This window comes from Micromonospora sp. NPDC085948 (genome assembly GCF_040686315.1).
GTDB lineage: Bacteria > Actinomycetota > Actinomycetes > Mycobacteriales > Micromonosporaceae > Micromonospora.
This window is the reverse complement of sequence record NZ_JBFBJW010000004.1, coordinates 200,688-216,902: the sequence shown is the minus strand read 5'-3', so window position 1 is coordinate 216,902 and position 16,215 is coordinate 200,688. Positions and strand designations below refer to the sequence as shown.

14 protein-coding genes are annotated in these 16,215 nt (G+C 70.8%); 7 read left to right on the top strand and 7 right to left on the bottom strand.

Features of this window, described 5'->3' with window-relative positions; all coding sequences use genetic code 11:
• The first annotated feature begins 2 nt into the window (after positions 1-2).
• The 6 genes from yidC (at position 3) to AB0O48_RS13430 (ending at position 8,127) form a co-directional block, all read left to right on the top strand.
• Positions 3-998 (top strand): membrane protein insertase YidC, encoded by a 996-nt coding sequence (yidC, locus tag AB0O48_RS13455; RefSeq protein WP_357242990.1) that lies wholly within the window; start codon positions 3-5, stop codon positions 996-998.
• Between the two features lie 211 nt (positions 999-1,209).
• Positions 1,210-1,830: a R3H domain-containing nucleic acid-binding protein gene (locus AB0O48_RS13450; protein ID WP_357571605.1), complete on the top strand. Its 621-nt coding sequence runs from the start codon at positions 1,210-1,212 to the stop codon at positions 1,828-1,830.
• A 142-nt stretch (positions 1,831-1,972) separates the two neighbouring features.
• Positions 1,973-2,683, top strand: coding sequence for a 16S rRNA (guanine(527)-N(7))-methyltransferase RsmG (rsmG, locus tag AB0O48_RS13445; RefSeq protein ID WP_357244057.1), 711 nt, complete (start codon positions 1,973-1,975; stop codon positions 2,681-2,683).
• A 256-nt stretch (positions 2,684-2,939) separates the two neighbouring features.
• Positions 2,940-4,259, top strand: coding sequence for an AAA family ATPase (locus AB0O48_RS13440; protein WP_357242984.1), 1,320 nt, complete (start codon positions 2,940-2,942; stop codon positions 4,257-4,259).
• A gap of 27 nt (positions 4,260-4,286) precedes the next feature.
• Positions 4,287-5,300, top strand: coding sequence for a ParB/RepB/Spo0J family partition protein (locus AB0O48_RS13435; RefSeq protein ID WP_365065441.1), 1,014 nt, complete (start codon positions 4,287-4,289; stop codon positions 5,298-5,300).
• A gap of 1,858 nt (positions 5,301-7,158) precedes the next feature.
• Complete coding sequence (locus AB0O48_RS13430) at positions 7,159-8,127, top strand: hypothetical protein (protein WP_365065889.1); 969 nt, start codon at positions 7,159-7,161, stop codon at positions 8,125-8,127.
• 239 nt (positions 8,128-8,366) lie between these two features.
• Here AB0O48_RS13430 and AB0O48_RS13425 read toward each other — a convergent pair whose 3' ends face one another.
• Both AB0O48_RS13425 and AB0O48_RS13420 read right to left on the bottom strand, forming a co-directional pair.
• Positions 8,367-9,371: a D-alanine--D-alanine ligase gene (locus AB0O48_RS13425; protein WP_357242975.1), complete on the bottom strand. Its 1,005-nt coding sequence runs from the start codon at positions 9,369-9,371 to the stop codon at positions 8,367-8,369.
• A gap of 7 nt (positions 9,372-9,378) precedes the next feature.
• The gene (locus tag AB0O48_RS13420) at positions 9,379-10,695 is read right to left on the bottom strand and encodes a PLP-dependent aminotransferase family protein (RefSeq protein ID WP_357242972.1); all 1,317 of its coding nucleotides are present in this window, start codon (positions 10,693-10,695) and stop codon (positions 9,379-9,381) included.
• Between the two features lie 295 nt (positions 10,696-10,990).
• Between AB0O48_RS13420 and AB0O48_RS13415 the strand changes: the two genes are divergently transcribed.
• A complete protein-coding gene (locus AB0O48_RS13415; RefSeq protein ID WP_357242969.1) occupies positions 10,991-11,656 on the top strand; it encodes a GNAT family N-acetyltransferase in 666 nt (221 codons plus the stop codon).
• 16 nt (positions 11,657-11,672) lie between these two features.
• On the opposite strand, the gene AB0O48_RS13410 is transcribed toward AB0O48_RS13415, so the two are convergent.
• The 5 genes from AB0O48_RS13410 to sigM form a co-directional block, all read right to left on the bottom strand.
• Positions 11,673-12,836 carry an N-acetylmuramoyl-L-alanine amidase gene (locus AB0O48_RS13410; RefSeq protein WP_357242966.1) on the bottom strand — a complete coding sequence of 388 codons (1,164 nt, stop codon included), beginning with the start codon at positions 12,834-12,836 and terminating at the stop codon, positions 11,673-11,675.
• A 163-nt stretch (positions 12,837-12,999) separates the two neighbouring features.
• Positions 13,000-13,323: a thioredoxin gene (trxA, locus tag AB0O48_RS13405; protein WP_053651673.1), complete on the bottom strand. Its 324-nt coding sequence runs from the start codon at positions 13,321-13,323 to the stop codon at positions 13,000-13,002.
• 31 nt (positions 13,324-13,354) lie between these two features.
• On the bottom strand, positions 13,355-14,305 hold the full coding sequence (trxB, locus tag AB0O48_RS13400) for a thioredoxin-disulfide reductase (RefSeq protein ID WP_357242963.1): 951 nt from the start codon (positions 14,303-14,305) through the stop codon (positions 13,355-13,357).
• Positions 14,306-14,487: 182 nt separating this feature from the next.
• Complete coding sequence (locus AB0O48_RS13395) at positions 14,488-15,471, bottom strand: hypothetical protein (RefSeq protein WP_365065435.1); 984 nt, start codon at positions 15,469-15,471, stop codon at positions 14,488-14,490.
• Complete coding sequence (sigM, locus tag AB0O48_RS13390; RefSeq protein WP_365065887.1) at positions 15,468-16,184, bottom strand: RNA polymerase sigma factor SigM; 717 nt, start codon at positions 16,182-16,184, stop codon at positions 15,468-15,470. Before sigM ends, AB0O48_RS13395 begins: the two co-directional genes overlap by 4 nt.
• Positions 16,185-16,215: the final 31 nt, after the last annotated feature.

Below are 16,215 nucleotides of genomic sequence, written 5' to 3'. Positions count from 1 at the left end.
GAGTGGACTTTAGCCTCGACTGGATCTACTACGCGATCTCGTGGATCCTGCTGACCTGGCACTCCGCCTGGGACGCCATCGGGGTGCCGGTTGGTGCGGTGATCGGCACCAACTTCGCCTGGATCCTGTCCATCATCTTCCTGGTGGTCACCGTCCGGGTGATCCTGTTCCCGGTCTTCGTCAAGCAGATCAAGTCCCAGCGGGCGATGCAGGCGCTCCAGCCCAAGGTCAAGGAGCTTCAGGAGAAGCACAAGGGTGACCGGGAGACGCTCCAGAAAGAAATGATGGAGCTCTACAAGAAGGAGAAGGCCAACCCGTTGATGGGTTGCCTTCCGATGTTCCTTCAGATCCCGGTCTTCCTGGGTCTCTTCCACACGTTGAAGCGACTGGACCCGGCGAACCAGGGCAAGACCCTGTACGGGTGGAGCGTCGACCAGTTCGAGAGCGCCTCGCAGGCGAAGCTCTTCACCGCCCCGATCGCCGGCAAGTTCGGCTCGACGGCCGACGAGCTGGCCCGGCTCGGCGCCACCGGCAGCACCGTCAAGATCATTGCTGGCATCCTGGTTCTGGTCATGATCGCGACCACCTACCTGACCAGCCGTCAGATGATCCTCAAGACCGGTTGGGCGGAGGACCCGCAGCAGCGGATGATCCAGCGGCTGATGCTCTACGGCATCCCGGCGTCGCTGCTGATCTCCGGCGCGATCTTCCCGATCGGCGTCATCATCTACTGGGTCACCAACAACCTCTTCACCCTCGGCCAGCAGCAGTGGGTGCTGCGGAAGTTCCCGCCGCCGGTGACCGCCAAGAAGGCCGTCGCCCCCGCGGCCACCCGCAACCCGGTGCAGCCCGCCAAGTCCGGTGGTCTGTTCGGTCGCGGCAAGGCGGCCCCGCCGGCGCCGGTCAAGGCGACCGCGCCCAAGGTGGCCGGGCCGAAGCCAGGTGCCAAGCCGGCGAACAACCCGAAGAAGAGCCGTCCCGCCAAGCGGCAGGGCTGAGCTCAGAGGGCCGTCGCCGGGTGACCGGCGGCGGCCCGTTCCGCACCGCGCAGCCGCCGTCCGGTGGCGCCGAGCGGAACCGACCGCGCATCGTGCGGCCACGGGCGACACTGCCCGTACAGACGTGCCCGCGGGCACCGGCGACCTCCAGCCGGCCCCGGGAAACCAGTCGGACCCGAGGGTCCGGCCGAGCGAGTACGGAGATGAGACCGTGACCGAGACCAGCATCCCCCGCGCCGAGCAGGCCCTGGACGAGGAGGAGACCGCAACGCTCGCGGTGGACGGTGACGACACCGAGACCGACGACGACAGCGCGGCCGACGACGACACCGAAACCGCTGCCGGCGGCAGGGTGAAGAAGGCAGTGAGCGAGAGCGACCTGTTCCGGCAGAGCGAGATCGCGGCCGACTACGTCGAGGGGCTGCTCGACATCCTCGACTACGACGGTGACATCGACGAGTTGGTCGCCGCGGGGCGCCCGATGGTCGAGGTCGTCGGCGAGCGGCTGCAGAACCTGGTCGGCCAGCGGGGAGCCACCCTGGAAGCGCTCCAGGAGTTGACCCGCCTCGCCGTCTTCCGGCAGACCGGAACGCCGAGCCGGCTGCTGCTCGACGTCGGTGGCTACCGGTCGAACCGCCGCAAGGAACTCGCCGCGGTCGCCAAGAACGCCGTCGAGAAGGTCAAGGAGTACGGCGAGCCGGTCCGCCTGGAGGCGATGTCCGCGTTCGAGCGCAAGTGCGTACACGACGTGGTCAACGCGATGTCCGGGGTGGCGAGCGAGTCCGAGGGCGTGGAGCCGAACCGGCGCATCGTCGTACGGCCAGCGGACTGACCGGGTGACCCACGACGACAACACGGCCGACGCCGTGACCGGCCCGGGCGGTACGCCGCTCGGGCCGTCCGCTGTCCAGCCCGATGGGGAAGGTGCCGACCCAGATCGACTCGGCACCACCCCGTCGCCCGCCGACGCGGCGCTGCCGCCCGAACTGGCCCCGGCCGCACTCTCCCTCTTCGGCGATCGTCTCGACCTGGCTGCCTCGTACGCCGAGTTGTTGGTCACCGACGGGGTGGTCCGCGGTCTGATCGGCCCCCGGGAAGCACCTCGCATCTGGGACCGGCACCTGCTCAACTGCGCAGCGGTCGCCGAGCGGATCCCGTCCGGCGCGTCGGTCCTCGACGTCGGGTCCGGTGCCGGCCTGCCGGGTCTGGTCCTGGCCATCGCGCGCCCGGATCTCACGGTCACCCTGATCGAGCCGCTGGCGCGACGCACGTCATTCCTGATCGAGGTCGTCGAACGACTCGGTCTGGCCAAGTCGGTGCGGGTGTTCCGTGGTCGGGCGGATGAGGCGGCTACCGGGTCGAGCGGTCGGGAACCCATAAGCGGCGACGTGGTGACCGCCCGCGCGGTCGCGCCGCTGGATCGCCTGGCGGGCTGGAGTCTCCCGCTGGCGGTCCGTGGTGGCCGGCTGCTGGCGTTGAAGGGTTCGTCCGCGGCGGCCGAGATCGAGGAGCACGCCGAGGTGGTGGCGCGACTCGGTGGCGGGGAGCCGGCGGTGCACCTCTGTGGGACCGGGGTCATCGATCCACCCACCACCGTCGTGGAGATCGTGCGCGAGCGGATGGTCGGCCCGGCACGCGTGGCGGCCAACAAGCGCTCCCGCAGCGGTCGCCCTCGTCGACGCTGACACTTCGCGTCATCGGGCTTCCGGCGGGTGGGTTGCCTCGTTGTACCGGTGCGGATGGACAAGGGGATGAGAACCCGACGTGGACCGGCCGCGCCCGTCCGCCGTAGGCTGACCGCGCGTCGATAGTGTGGAGCGGGCGACGGACGTCGCGGGTCTCCGACCGCTCCCGTGAGCCGTACGCTCTGGGTTGCGAGCGTGGGTGTGGCCAAGTTGACCGGGGCGCGGACCGACCATCCGAAGCGGGCAGGGATGACAGGTGCATGACGACGGCAGGTACGACGATCCACGCGTGACCGGGTCGACAGGCGATCCCGTTTCACGTGAAACCGACTACCCGAGCTGGTCGCCGGACGCGACCGGGCCGGCGACCCGACCCGCGGACGGCGATCCGCTGGTGTTCGGCGGAGAGCCGGCGGCTCAACAGACCGGGCCCGAGGTCGTGGACCCGGCGGCGGCTCGACGGACATCGGAGGGGTCGAGCCGACCAGCCAATGTCGCGGAGGTGCGGCAGACGTTGGGACGGCGCAACACCGCGAGAGCGGTTCGCTTCGAGCCGGCGGTTCCGCACCAGCCCAACGCGGCGGCCGTCCGGGACGCCGCTCCGGTGATCGCCGACCCACCTGTCGCTTCGACCGAGTCGTTGGCTGCCGTGGCGGCCGACCCCACGTACGTTTCACGTGAAACCCCGACGCGCGAAGAGGATGACCCACCGTTGGCTATGGAGGCGATGCGCGCCGTGCAGATCCTGAATCCCAGTGGCGAGGTGACCATGCCTCGGCCCGACCGGACCCGGGTCATGTGCGTCGCCAACCAGAAGGGCGGCGTGGGCAAGACCACGACCACCGTCAACCTTGCGGTGGCGCTCGCCCTGCACGGCAACCGGGTGCTCGTGGTGGACCTCGACCCGCAGGGCAACGCCTCCACCGGGCTCAACGTCCCGCACCACACCGGAATCCCGGACGTCTACGACTGTCTGATCAACAGCGTGCCCCTGGCCGAAGTGGCCCAGGCGGTCGAGGGCATCCCCAATCTCTGGTGCGTACCCGCGACCATCGACCTGGCCGGCGCCGAGATCGAGCTGGTGTCGGTGGTGGCGCGGGAGTCGCGCCTGGACCGGGCGATCGCCGCCTACCCGGGCGAGTTCGACTATGTCTTCATCGACTGCCCGCCGTCGCTCGGCCTGCTCACGGTCAACGCCCTGGTTGCGGCGCAGGAGGTGCTGATCCCGATCCAGTGTGAGTACTACGCCCTGGAAGGGCTCAACCAGCTGATCAACAACATCAACCTGGTGCGCCAACACCTCAACCCGAAGCTCGATGTCTCCACGATCCTCCTGACGATGTACGACCGGCGTACCCGGCTGGCTGACGCCGTCGAGCAGGACGTCCGGAACCACTTCGGCGACAAGGTTCTCCAGGCGGTCATCCCCCGCAACGTCCGGGTCTCCGAGGCACCCAGCTACGGCCAGTCGGTGATGACCTACGATCCCGGATCGCGGGGAGCCACGAGTTACTTCGAGGCCGCCCAGGAGATTGCCGAGCGAGGCGTCAAGGAGCCGGTGGGCCGGAATGCGTAGTGCGGACGAGTCGCTGGGAGGCGAGGCATGAAGAACCGTCCTCGGGGCGGTCTGGGTAGGGGCCTGGGAGCGCTGATCCCGACCGGGCCGGTTCCGGGTGCCGCCGGCACCGTCATGGCGGAGCCGGAGAACGAGTACGCGGACGACACCGGCACTGCGGCCGTCTCGACGGTGCCCGTCGAGCCGACGGTGCACGAGCCGGAGCCCACGCTCAGTCCGGTACCCGGAGCGCGATTCGCCGAGATCCCCGTCGACGCGATCCTGCCCAACCCGAAGCAGCCCCGCCAGGTCTTCGACGAGGAGGCACTGGAGGAGCTCAAGACCTCCATCCAGGAGGTCGGCTTCCTTCAGCCCATCGTCGTCCGGCAGCTCGACGACGAGAAGTACGAGCTGGTGATGGGCGAGCGGCGTTGGCGGGCCGCCCAGGCGGTGGGGCGGGACAGCATTCCGGCGATCATCCGGGACACCCGTGATGACGCCATGCTCCGCGACGCCCTGCTGGAGAACATCCACCGAGCCAATCTGAACCCTCTCGAAGAGGCCGCCGCCTACCAGCAACTGCTGGAGGAGTTCGGGGCCACCCACGAAGAGTTGGCCCGCAGGATTGGTCGGAGTCGCCCGCAGATCTCCAACACGATCCGGCTGCTGAACCTGCCGGCCCATGTGCAGCGCCGGGTCGCCGCGGGGATCCTGTCGGCGGGCCACGCCCGCGCGCTGCTGAGCCTCGACGGCAGCGAGGCGCAGGAGCAGTTGGCATTGCGGATCGTGGCGGAGGGCCTGTCGGTTCGGGCGACCGAGGAGATTGTCGCCCTGACGCTCAACGACGGGCCGGCGAAGGGGCAGGCGGCGAAGCGCCGGCCGAAGGCGCACGCGCCGGCCCTGACCGATCTTGCCGATCGACTGTCCGACCGGTTCGACACCCGGGTGAAGGTCGACATCGGCCGGAGCAAGGGCAAGATCACCATCGAGTTCGCGACCGTGGACGACCTTGAGCGGATCGTCGGGATCATCGGAGTGCAGCAGGAGGAGAGCGGCGACTGAGTGCCGCCCTCTCCACCGACGGCCGCGCACCCCTCCGGGTAGCGCGGCCGTTCCGTATCCGGCTCACCGCGTTTCACGTGAAACGGCCGCCGTTTCACGCGCTTCCGGGACGCGGGTTTCTGCTGTGCTGGCGTTGTCGGTGACCCCCGCCGCGAGGCCGACCGCGATACCCCGCGCCGTCACCTGTCAGCGCCCCCGGGACCAGCCAGCAGTCGGCGCTCGGCGAATCCGGGCGAGGTAGGGCTACGGCTCGGCGTGCAGGGTGCGGCGTCGGCCCGGGGCGGACCGGGCCGGGCTCGTTTCACGTGAAACGGAGATCGCTGGACGGGAACGCCCTCGGGCCCACCCGGGAATGACCATGAGGCGTCGTTGCGGCCGCTGAGTGGCTCGCTGCGGCCTCGCGTGCCGCAGGGTGACCTCCCATCGGCCCACGCCGCCGTGCAGGCCTCTCGACGCGAATGCGGCCTCAGAGGGCTCTGCCGCGACTCCCCGCTCTACCGCTCGACGTGTGGCTGCTGCCACCGATCGTTCCTTCCGGTGCTCGGCGGCGGTGCCTTCAGGTCGGTCTGAGGTAGGCCGGGGGTCGCCGGCCGTCGGTGGTTGACACTTGGCGTCGTACGCCTGCCGCCGGTTCCTGACGGTGGACAAGGTCCTCCGGCGGTTGTCCGACGGCCCGCGAGGTGCTCCGGCGGTTGGTGCCCGACCGGTGAGGCTCGGCAGAGGCATGCGGTCGCCGGTGCGCTGAGGCTCGGCGAGAGGCATCCGGTCGTCGGTGCATGACCGTGAGGGCTTCCCGGCCGTTGGTGCCCGAGGTTCGGCGGAGGGCTCCGATCGTTGGTGCTTGACGCTCGGCCGGCACCTCCGTCGTCGTCCGGGTGCTGCCGCGCGCTTCCCCGATCTCCGGCGGCTTCCGACGTTGCTGATGCGCCACGCATCATCGGTCCGTTGCGGAGGCGGCTCGCTCCACGCCCGTGATCGCGGGCCTCCGCTCCCCGAGGCGTGGACGCGGCGTCAGGCGACCGACGCTGCCCCACGTGCCTCGGTCCAACGCGGCACTCGCCCTCACTCCGCGGCGCTCGCCGCGCGGAAGCGCGGCGACCTCGCAGCGACGTGTCGGCGTGGACGTACCCTCGGGGGGCGACGGCACGGCACGGAGATCGTCTCCGGGAGGAGGCCGCCGCCCGCCGTAACCCCCGTCCTTCCCATGGGTGTCGACCACCTATCCGCTGCCGATACCGACACCAGGACTGCCGGCGCGTCCAGCGGCCGGCGTAGGCGGTTGCTGAGGTCAGCTTCCGCAGCGGCAACGGACGGCAGTTCGGCCGGATCTGGCCGGCGCAGTCGAGCAGTTGCTGCCGCTCGTCCAGCAACCCGCGGACAACGACCGACCGGCCGAAAAGTTATCCACACCCTTTGTCCACAGGCACCCCCTGTTTCACGTGAAACAGCGCGTGAGAGCGGGTGTGAGCCTGTGGATGACGGCCTGTATTGGGGATCTCGGCAGCCTGTGGATATCGGTTCACCGCTCGGTGGTGACGTGGCACACGTGGCCGACCGAGGCCACTGATCTGGTCGGTCGGGAGCGGTCAAACAGGTAGGGACAGCGGTGCCAGACTCGGTTAGGGTCAGCGTCGTGCACGACACCCCTCCCTCAGTCCCGGACTTCACGCAGTGGCCGTCGTTTCCCTTCGAGGGGGACCTCCACGTGAAGCAACTCGATGATCCGGTCCCGGTCGAGCCGCCCCGGAAGGGCGAGGGTCTCCGGGAATGCACCGCCTGCAACGCACCCGACGAGGCCTATATCTGGGTCGGCGAGCGGTGGCGGGTCCGTGCCATGGACCGGCCCACCGGCCTGCCCATGGTGCTCATCCTGGAATCGCGAACCCACCTCGACCTCGGCGACCTGCCGAACCTGCTCGCCGCCGAGCTGGGCGTGATGACCGTACGGCTGGAACGGGCCATCCGGTCGCTCGACGGTGTGGCGCGGGTGCACGTCAACCGGTGGGGAGACGGCTCGGCCCACCTGCACATGTGGTTCCTCGCCCGACCGTACGGTCGCCTCCAGTTGCGGGGCACCTTCCTGTCACTGTGGGATTCGATCCTGCCGCCGATCTCCGAGGCACAGTGGCGGGAGAATCTGGCGCTCGTCGCGGCCTGGCTTGCCGAGTTCGGCGGCCGTCCGCTTGCCGAGCCACCCCGGATTCAATGGCAGGCACCGTCCAGTCTGCTGGCCCAGTCCGCCGCTGCAGACGCCGCTGCCGCCGCCCAGGCAGCATCGGCGGAGGCAGCTTTGGCTGCCTCGGTCATCGAGGCAGCAGAGGAAATCCCGGAACCAGCGCCGGAGCCCGACGCCAGCGCCGATCAGACCGGTGGTGACGGAGCATCCACAGCCGGTCCCGTCGTCCTGGGCTCGGACGCCGGCTCGTCGGTCGATACCGAACCGACGGGTGGATCCGCTCGACCGGCATCCGCCAGCAATGAGCCACCCGGTGCAACCACCGACCCAGCAGCCGGCACCTCAGCAGCCGGCTCCCGAGCAGTCGGCGAGCCCACATCCGGCGCCTCAGCGGCCGGCGCCGTTGGTACCGACGAGTCGGCTCCCGGCGGGTCCGCAAACCTCGGCGGTGCCGCAGCCCTTCGTGAGCGGGCGGGCAACACCGATGTCGAAGCCGCCCCCAACGCAGTCAACGAGACCGCCCCAGAGTTTGACCCGGACAGGGCCGACCCGGACAGCGGGGCTGCGGACGGCGACACTGCGGGTGCTTCACCTGCCGTGCCCGCCCACGGCAACGGCCCGGACGCATCCGACGTACGTAAGGCTCGCTGAGCAGGGACCGACCAGGAGGGTGGCGCGGCGGTCCGGGCTCGCGGCAGCCGGGCAAACCTTGTGGTCGGCCCGTGAGCGGTGTCGCACCACGAGACGGTTCGGCCCGCGAGCCGTGTCGCAACCGAGACGGTTCGGCCCGCGAGCGGTGTCGCAACCGAGACGGTTCGGCCCGCGAGCCGTGTCGCAACCGAGACGGTTCGGCCCGCGAGCCGTGTCGCACCGAGGCGGTGGCGGGTGGGTCAGGCAGTGGTGACGCGGGCCGCCGCTCGGGCGACCAGGGTGCCGAGGAGCCGGCCGAAGTCCAGCCCCGCTGCCTGCACGGCGAGTGGCAGTAGCGACGTCTCCGTCATGCCCGGCGAGACGTTGACCTCCAACACGTGCGGCTGCCCGGCAGCGTCCACGATCACGTCGACCCGCGAGAGGTCCCGCAGACCGAGCGCGGTGTGCGCGGCGAGGGCCACGTCGGCGACGGTGGCGGACACCTCCGGGTCCAACCGGGCGGGAGCGTGCCAGGTGGTGCGCCCGGCCGTGTAGCGGGCCGCGTAGTCGTACACGCCGTTGCGCGGCACGATCTCCACCGGTGGCAGCGCCTGCGGTCCGTTGCCCAGGTCGATCACGGAGACCGCGACGTCCATCCCGGGCACGTACCGCTCCACCAGGGCGGTGGAGTCGTACGCGAAGCAGCCCACCATCGCGGCGGGCAGCGCCGCGGCGTCCCGGACCACCGCGCCCCCCAGCCCCGATCCGCCCTGTGCGGGCTTCACCATCAGCGGCAGGCTCAGTCGGTCGACGATCCGATCCAGTACGGCGACCGCGCCGAGCTCGGAGAAGCGGTCGTGTGGGAGGGCCACCCAGTCCGGGGTGGGGATGCCGTTCTCGCGGAGCACCGCCTTGGCCGACGGCTTGTCCCAGGCGACCCGGGAGGCGCGGGCGTCACAACCGACGTACGGGATGTCGCACAGGTCCAGCACGCCGCGCAGCGATCCGTCCTCACCGGTGGCGCCGTGCAGTGCGATGACGACCGCGTCCGGCGGGTCGGCGGCCAACGCCGGCAGCAGGGCCACGTCGGCGTCCCGCAGCTCGGCTTCCACGCCGATGGCGCGCAGCGCGTCGAGCACCCGGCGACCGGAGCGCAGTGACACGTCCCGTTCGTAGGAGAGTCCACCGGCGAGCACGACGACCCGCAGGTCGGCCGGAACGGCGGGATCGGTCACGAGGAGGCGCTCGGCGGCGGTCGTACCCATGCCGGCATCATGCCAAGTCGGGCCCTGGCACGTCGGAGCCGGCCCGGCCGCGTCGGCCGGCGGCGCCGCCACCCACGGCGCCGAAGACCCGGCGCATGGCGATCTCCTGCTCCATCACACCGGCCAGCCGGCGGACGCCCTCGCGGATCCGCTCCGGCGGCGGGAAGCTGAAGTTCAGGCGCATCGCGCCGGTGCCGGTGCCGTCGGCGTAGAAGCCGGTGCCGGGCACGTAGGCGACCCGGGCGGCGACCGCGCGGGGCATCATCGCCTTCGAGTCGAGCCCGTCGGGCAGGGTGGCCCACACGAAGAGACCACCGGCCGGCGTGGTCCAGCTGGTGCCCTCGGGCATCAGGTCGGTCATCGCGTCGAGCAGCGCGTCCCGGCGTTCCCGGTAGACCTCGCGGTAGACCTTGAGCTGCTGCCGCCAGGGCATCGTGCCCAGGTAGGTCGAGACGGCGGTCTGGGCGTAGACGCTGGGGCAGAGGATCTGCGCCTCGCTGGCGATGACCAGCTTGTCGCGGACCGCGTGCGGCGCCAGGATCCAACCGACCCGCAGGCCGGGCGCGAAGGTCTTGGAGAAGGTGCTGAGGTAGAAGACCCCGTCCCGGCGACGGGCCCGCAGGGGCGCCGGCGCGTCACCCTCGAACCCCAACTGACCGTACGGGTCATCCTCGACGACGAGCAGGCCGGCGCTCTCACAGATGTCGAGCACCCGTTCGCGGCGTTCCTCGCTCAGCGTCACGCCGGTCGGGTTCTGGTAGGTGGGAATCGTGTAGAGGAACTTCACCCGCCGCCCGGCGCGGGCCAGGTCGGCGATGGCCGCCTCCAGCGCCTCCGGAATCAGCCCGTCCGCGTCCATCGGCACGTGCACGACCTGCGCCTGGGCGGCCTGGAACACCCCGAGCGCACCGACGTACGTCGGGCCTTCGGCGAGCACCACGTCACCCGGGTCGAGGAAGAGTCGGGCCACCAGGTCCAGTGCCTGCTGCCCGCCGACGGTGACCACGACGTCCTCGGGGGAGGCACCACACGCGGCGTCGATCCCGGAGAGGGACATCACCTCGCAGATCCGCTCGCGCAGCTCGAGGGTGCCCTGGCCGATGCCGTACTGGAGGGTGGTCACGCCGTGCTCCGAGCCGAGCCGGCCGAGCATCTCACCGACCGCGTCCAGCGGAAGGGCGGCGATGTACGGTGCGCCACCGGCGAGCGAGACGACCTCTGGACGGCTGGCGACCGCGAACAGTGCTCGGATCTCGGAGGCGGTCATTCCGCGTACCCGCCGGGCGTACCGGTCGGTGTAGTCGTCGAGTGTCGTGCCGGTCATGACCTCACCTCGATCGCTGCTCGGGTGGCTGCCGCCCCGGGGTACCCCATCCCCTGATGACCATGGCGGAAGGGACACCGATTGTCGATCCTAATCCGCCGGTGTCGTGTCGTCGCCGTACCGAAGCGGATCGACCACATGGCGGACCCTCGTCGGCGTCCCCCGATCTGGTGGGCATCTGCGCGTCCCCTCCCGGATCGCCGATCGGCGGCGTACGATCGCTCGTCGGAGCAGGAAGGCGGCGCTGTCGTTGCGTGCCGCTCCTACCACCGAGCCTATTGTGGGGATGCGCCATATGTCGCGACGTCTGGTCAGCCTGACCCTCGACACCCTGGAAGACCTCCCTCGCCCGTGCCGGCAGTGCGTCTACTGGGAGCTTGATCCGGTCTCCGCGGACCGGGCCTGCGCCGCCGGCGATCCGGGCCTGGAGAAGGAGGCGTGGGTCTCCCAGACGCTGCTGGAGTGGGGCTCCTGCGGCAAACTCGCGTACGTCGACGGCATGCCGGCGGGTTTCGTGACGTACGCGCCGCCCGCCTACGTGCCCCGCTCGATGGCATTCCCGACCTCGCCGGTCTCCGCTGACGCGGCACTGCTGATGACCGCCAACGTGGTCGCCGCGTTCGCCGGTGGCGGGCTGGGCCGGATGCTGGTGCAGGGCGTCGCCCGGGACCTGACCAAGCGGGGGATCAAGGCCATCGAGGCGTTCGGCGACGCCAAGTTCGGCGACGCGGACGACCCCGTGGGCGGCTGCGTGGCACCTGTCGACTTCTTCCTCTCCGTGGGGTTCAAGACCGTCCGTCCGCATCCGCGTTTCCCCCGGCTGCGACTCGAGCTGCGGACCGCGCTGAGCTGGAAGTCCGACGTCGAGTACGCGCTGGAGAAGCTGCTCGGCTCGATGAGCCCGGAGACGCTGCTCCGCCCGGTCCGGCCCGCTCCGGCCACCCGCTCCACCAACACCTGATCGCCGAACCGGCGGATCAGTCGATCACCGTGCCGGCGGTGACGACGGCCCGCAGTTCGCTGACGTCGAGCGAGCCGGTGGGCACGTCCCGCTCGATCGGGTAGTACATCCGCTGCACGGCCGCCACGATCGCCTCCACCACCCGGTCGCGGAACCGAGGGTCGACCAGTTGGGCGCGGTCCGTGGGCGAGGTGAGGTAGCCGACCTCGACCCGGACGGCCGGCATCCGTGTCAGCCGCAGCAGGTCCCAGGTCTTGGCGTGGGTACGGCAGTCCCGGAGCCCCGTGCGGGCCACGATCTCCCGCTGCACCAGCCCGGCCAGGCGTTCACCGGTCGCCGACGTCACGCCGTTGTCGGTGCCGTAGTGGTAGGTGGCGACACCCTCCGCGTCGGGGTTGGCGTGGCCGTCCAGGTGCAGCGAGATGAACACGTCGGCGCCCAGCGAGTTGGCCAGCAGCGCCCGGTCGGTGTCCGGCAGGCACCTGTCGGGCGACGGGCCGCGGGTGAGCTGCACCCGTACCCCGGTCGCGGCGAGTCGCCCCTCCAGCCGGCTGGCCAGGTCGTGCATCAGGTCCGCCTCCGTCCAGCGCAGCGACCCGTCGGGCACCACCATCCCGGGGTCGGTGCCGCCGTGCCCGGGGTCGACGACCACCGTTTTGCCGACCAACGCCGGCCCGGACTGCCGGATCGCGTCGGACTCGCGCAGCCACTGCGGTCGGCCACCGACGACCTTGCGGCCGATCCGGCGCAACGCGTTCATGGTGTGCGGGCCGCAGGATCCGTCGGGGGTGAGGCCGACCTCACGCTGGAACTGGGCGACCGCCCGGGATGTCCGGATGCCGTAGATGGCGTCGGCCCGGCCCACGTCGTACCCCATCTCCAGCAGCCGCTCCTGCAGTGACCGGACGTCCTCGCCGGTGAGCGGGTCGGGGACCGCGTGGTAGAGGGTGCGGGCGCCGAGCCGCCAGCGGGCGGCGTCCAGGGCGCGCCAGGTCTCCGCCCCGACCCGGCCGTCCACGCTGAGGCCCCGGGACTGCTGGAACGCGCGGACCGCCCGCTCGGTGTCGAGGTCGAATTCGTCGGCGGCCGGTCCGGCGGCGGCGAGCAGGTCGAGGCCGGTCAGGATGCTGCGGATCTCCGTGACCGCGGGTCCCCGGTCACCGGATCGGATCGGACGCACGGCACGACCCCCTCTGCACGACACTGGCTGGCCGGGCGGCCCAGGGTTGAGGCTATGCGTTTCGGGGTGGCGAGGTGGCACGGCCGGGAAAAACGTCGGCCGGAAAGACACCGAACCCCGCACCCGACGAGCGGGTACGGGGTTCGGTGAATGTTTCTGCTGGTCAGAGAGCCGACTCGATGAGCCGGACCAGCTCGCCCTTCGGCTTGGCACCAGCGATCGACTGCACCGGCTGGCCGTTCTTGAACACGGTGAGCGTCGGCACCGACATGACCCGGTAGGCGCGTGCGGTCTCCGGGTTCTCGTCGATGTTGAGCTTGACGATGCTGACCCGGTCGCCCATCTCGCCGGCGATCTCCTCGAGCAGTGGCGACACCTTGCGGCAGGGGCCGCACCACTCGGCCCAGAAGTCCACCAGAACCGGCTTGTCGGCCTGCAGTACGTCAGCGACGAAGCTCTTGTCGGTGACCGCCTTGGTATTTCCCACTGTGCCCCTCCTCCGGGATGTGTTACTTGGTTCAGCTGAGCGTCGCGATGAACCGTTCGGCGTCGAGCGCGGCGGCACAGCCGGTGCCGGCCGCGGTGATCGCCTGACGGTAGGTGTGGTCGACCAGGTCACCGGCGGCGAAGACGCCGGGGACGTTGGTGCGGGTGCCGGGGGCTTGGACCTTCACGTAGCCCTCGTCGTCCATGTCGACCTGACCACGGAAGAGCTCGCTGCGGGGGTCGTGACCGATGGCCACGAACACACCTGTCACGTCCAACACCTTGGTGTCACCGGTGTGCACGTTGCGGACCCGTACGCCGGTGACCTTGCCGTCGTCGCCCAGGATCTCCTCGACGGCGCTGTTCCACTCGACCTTGATCTTCTCGTTGCTCAACGCCCGCTCGGCCATGATCTTGCTGGCCCGGAACGAGTCGCGGCGGTGGATGATGGTGACCGACTCGGCGAAGCGGGTGAGGAAGCTGGCCTCCTCCATCGCCGAGTCGCCGCCGCCGACGACCACGATGTGCTGGTTGCGGAAGAAGAAACCGTCGCAGGTGGCGCAGGAGGAGACGCCGTGGCCGAGGAACTCCTGCTCACCGGGCACGCCCAGCGGACGCCAGGCCGAACCGGTGGAGAGGATGATGGATCGGGCCCGGTAGGCGGTCTCGCCGACCCACACGGTGCTCACCGCGCCGGAACCGGCGTCGCCGGTGTCCACCAGCTCGACCCGGGTCACGTCGTCGGTGAGGAACTCGGCACCGAACCGCTCGGCCTGCTTGCGCATGTTGTCCATCAGCTCGGGGCCGAGGATGCCGTCGGCGAAGCCGGGGAAGTTTTCCACCTCGGTGGTGGTCATCAGGGCACCACCGGACTGCACGCCCTCGATGATCAGGGGCTTCAGGTTGGCGCGTGCGGCGTAGACCGCCGCGGTGTAGCCGGCCGGCCCGGAGCCGATGATGATCAGGTTGCGGACCTCGTCCACTGCCGTCTCCCGAGTGTGTGTGTTCAGCGCCGGTGAGCGCACCGATGCTGATCCGAGTTGCCGACGCCTGGGTGGGGTCGACAGCTGACTTCCAGAACGTCATCGTACGAAGCGGGGATTCCCGAGACGGGCATCTGGTGGGTCAGGTCACGTGGGTGGTCATCGTGCCGATGACCGTGGATTCACCCTACCCGCGCCGAATACCGGCTGTCCGCGCCGGACCCCGGCACTCCGCACTCCGGGCCGCTCACCCAGGCCCAGCGGGCCCCGGTCGCGTCGGTGAAACGGATGATCAGCGTCTGCTCGCCCTGGAAACGCGCGTAGTCGATCACTTCGACCGCCAGTGGAGCGGATCCGTGCTCCGCCGCCACCTCGGCCAGGCAGGTGCTCAGTGCCGCCTCGGTGGTCAGCCGGGCCAACTGGTCCAGCCCGTCGGGCGACGAGCGTCGCTCCTGCTCGGTGGCCACGCCCGGCTGGGAGCCGGGGGCGGCACCGCTCGTCCGGCCGGGTGTGGTCTGCCGGTCGACGTTCGGCGCGTTGCCGAGGGTCTGCGGGGTGTAGTCCGTACCGCTGCGCAGTGTCGGGCCGATGGTGCGGGCCGCCGCGGCGTCCGCGGGCGCGCGGACCGGTTCTTCCAGGGCGCTGGTGCCGGAGTCGTCGCCCGCGCGCATCGACAGCTGGTTGAGGCCCAGCGCGAGCGCGACGACGGCGATCGCGGCGGCAGCCACCGGCGCACCACGGCGGAGCCAACCGGTCCGACGACCTGGGCCGGTGGATGCCCGGCGACCAGAACGGACCGGTGCGGGGATGGCTGCCCATCGACCGGACCCGCCCTGCACCGGTACGACAGGCGATGTCGTAGGGCGGTCGACGTCGGCAGCCTCGTCGGTCGTGGTGTCTTCCACCAGCGGCCCCGCGTCGACAAGCGCGGTGGCGAGACGGTCGAAGATCGCCTGCGGCATCCGCGGCGACGGCTCGGCCCAGCGGTCCAGGTCCGCGCGGACCTCCGCGAGCGCGGGTGCCAGCAGGGCGTACGCCTCGGCCCAGGCCGGGTCCGTGGACACCAGCCGGGCGACTTCCTCCTGCTGCGGGGTGCCGTCCAACGCCCCGCCGAGGTAGTCAGCGAGGAGGTCGTCGTCGACCTCCCGGAACCCCTCGGTCGTCACGTGTCCTCCTGGTTGGCGTCCCGCCGGAATCGACCCGACCCCGATCCGACGCCCTCGGCCGGGCCCGGGTTCCCCGGCGTGACGCCCGGCACCTCCCCGGTCGGGCCGGGTGGGTCCGGGCGGGCCGACGGCGGCAAGGTGCCGGCGGGCCGAAGATGCCCGAGCAGCACGGCCAGCCGCGCCCGCCCCCGGGCGCACCTGCTCTTCACCGTCCCCTCGGCGACACCGAGGATGCGGGCGACCTCGGCGACCGGGTAGCCCTGCACGTCCACCAGCACCAGCGCGGCACGTTGCTCGAGGGGCAGCGCGGCAAGCGCCTCGCGGACCACGAGCGCGGTGTCGTGGTCCGGTGCGGGCGCGACCGGCTCGATACCGCCGGTGCCCGAGCCGTCCCCCGCGCGGTTGCCGTCCGGCAGCGGCACGGTCGGGTGCGCCTGCCGGCGACGGATCCGATCCAGGCAGGCGTTCACCACGATCCGGTGCAACCAGGTGGTGACGGCGGAGTCACCACGGAAGCGGGCGGCGGCCCGGTGCGCGTTGAGCAGCGCGTCCTGGAGTGCGTCGGCGGCCTCTTCACGATCGCCGAGCGTACGGAGGGCGACCGCCCAGAGCCGGTCGCGGTGCCTGTGGAACAGCTCGGCGAAGGCCTGCCGGTCGCCGTCGACGTGGGCGCGCAGCAGCTCCAGATCCGAAGCGTCGGCGCGCCCGTCCATCACCACGTCCTGCGGATGCGGTGCCACGACG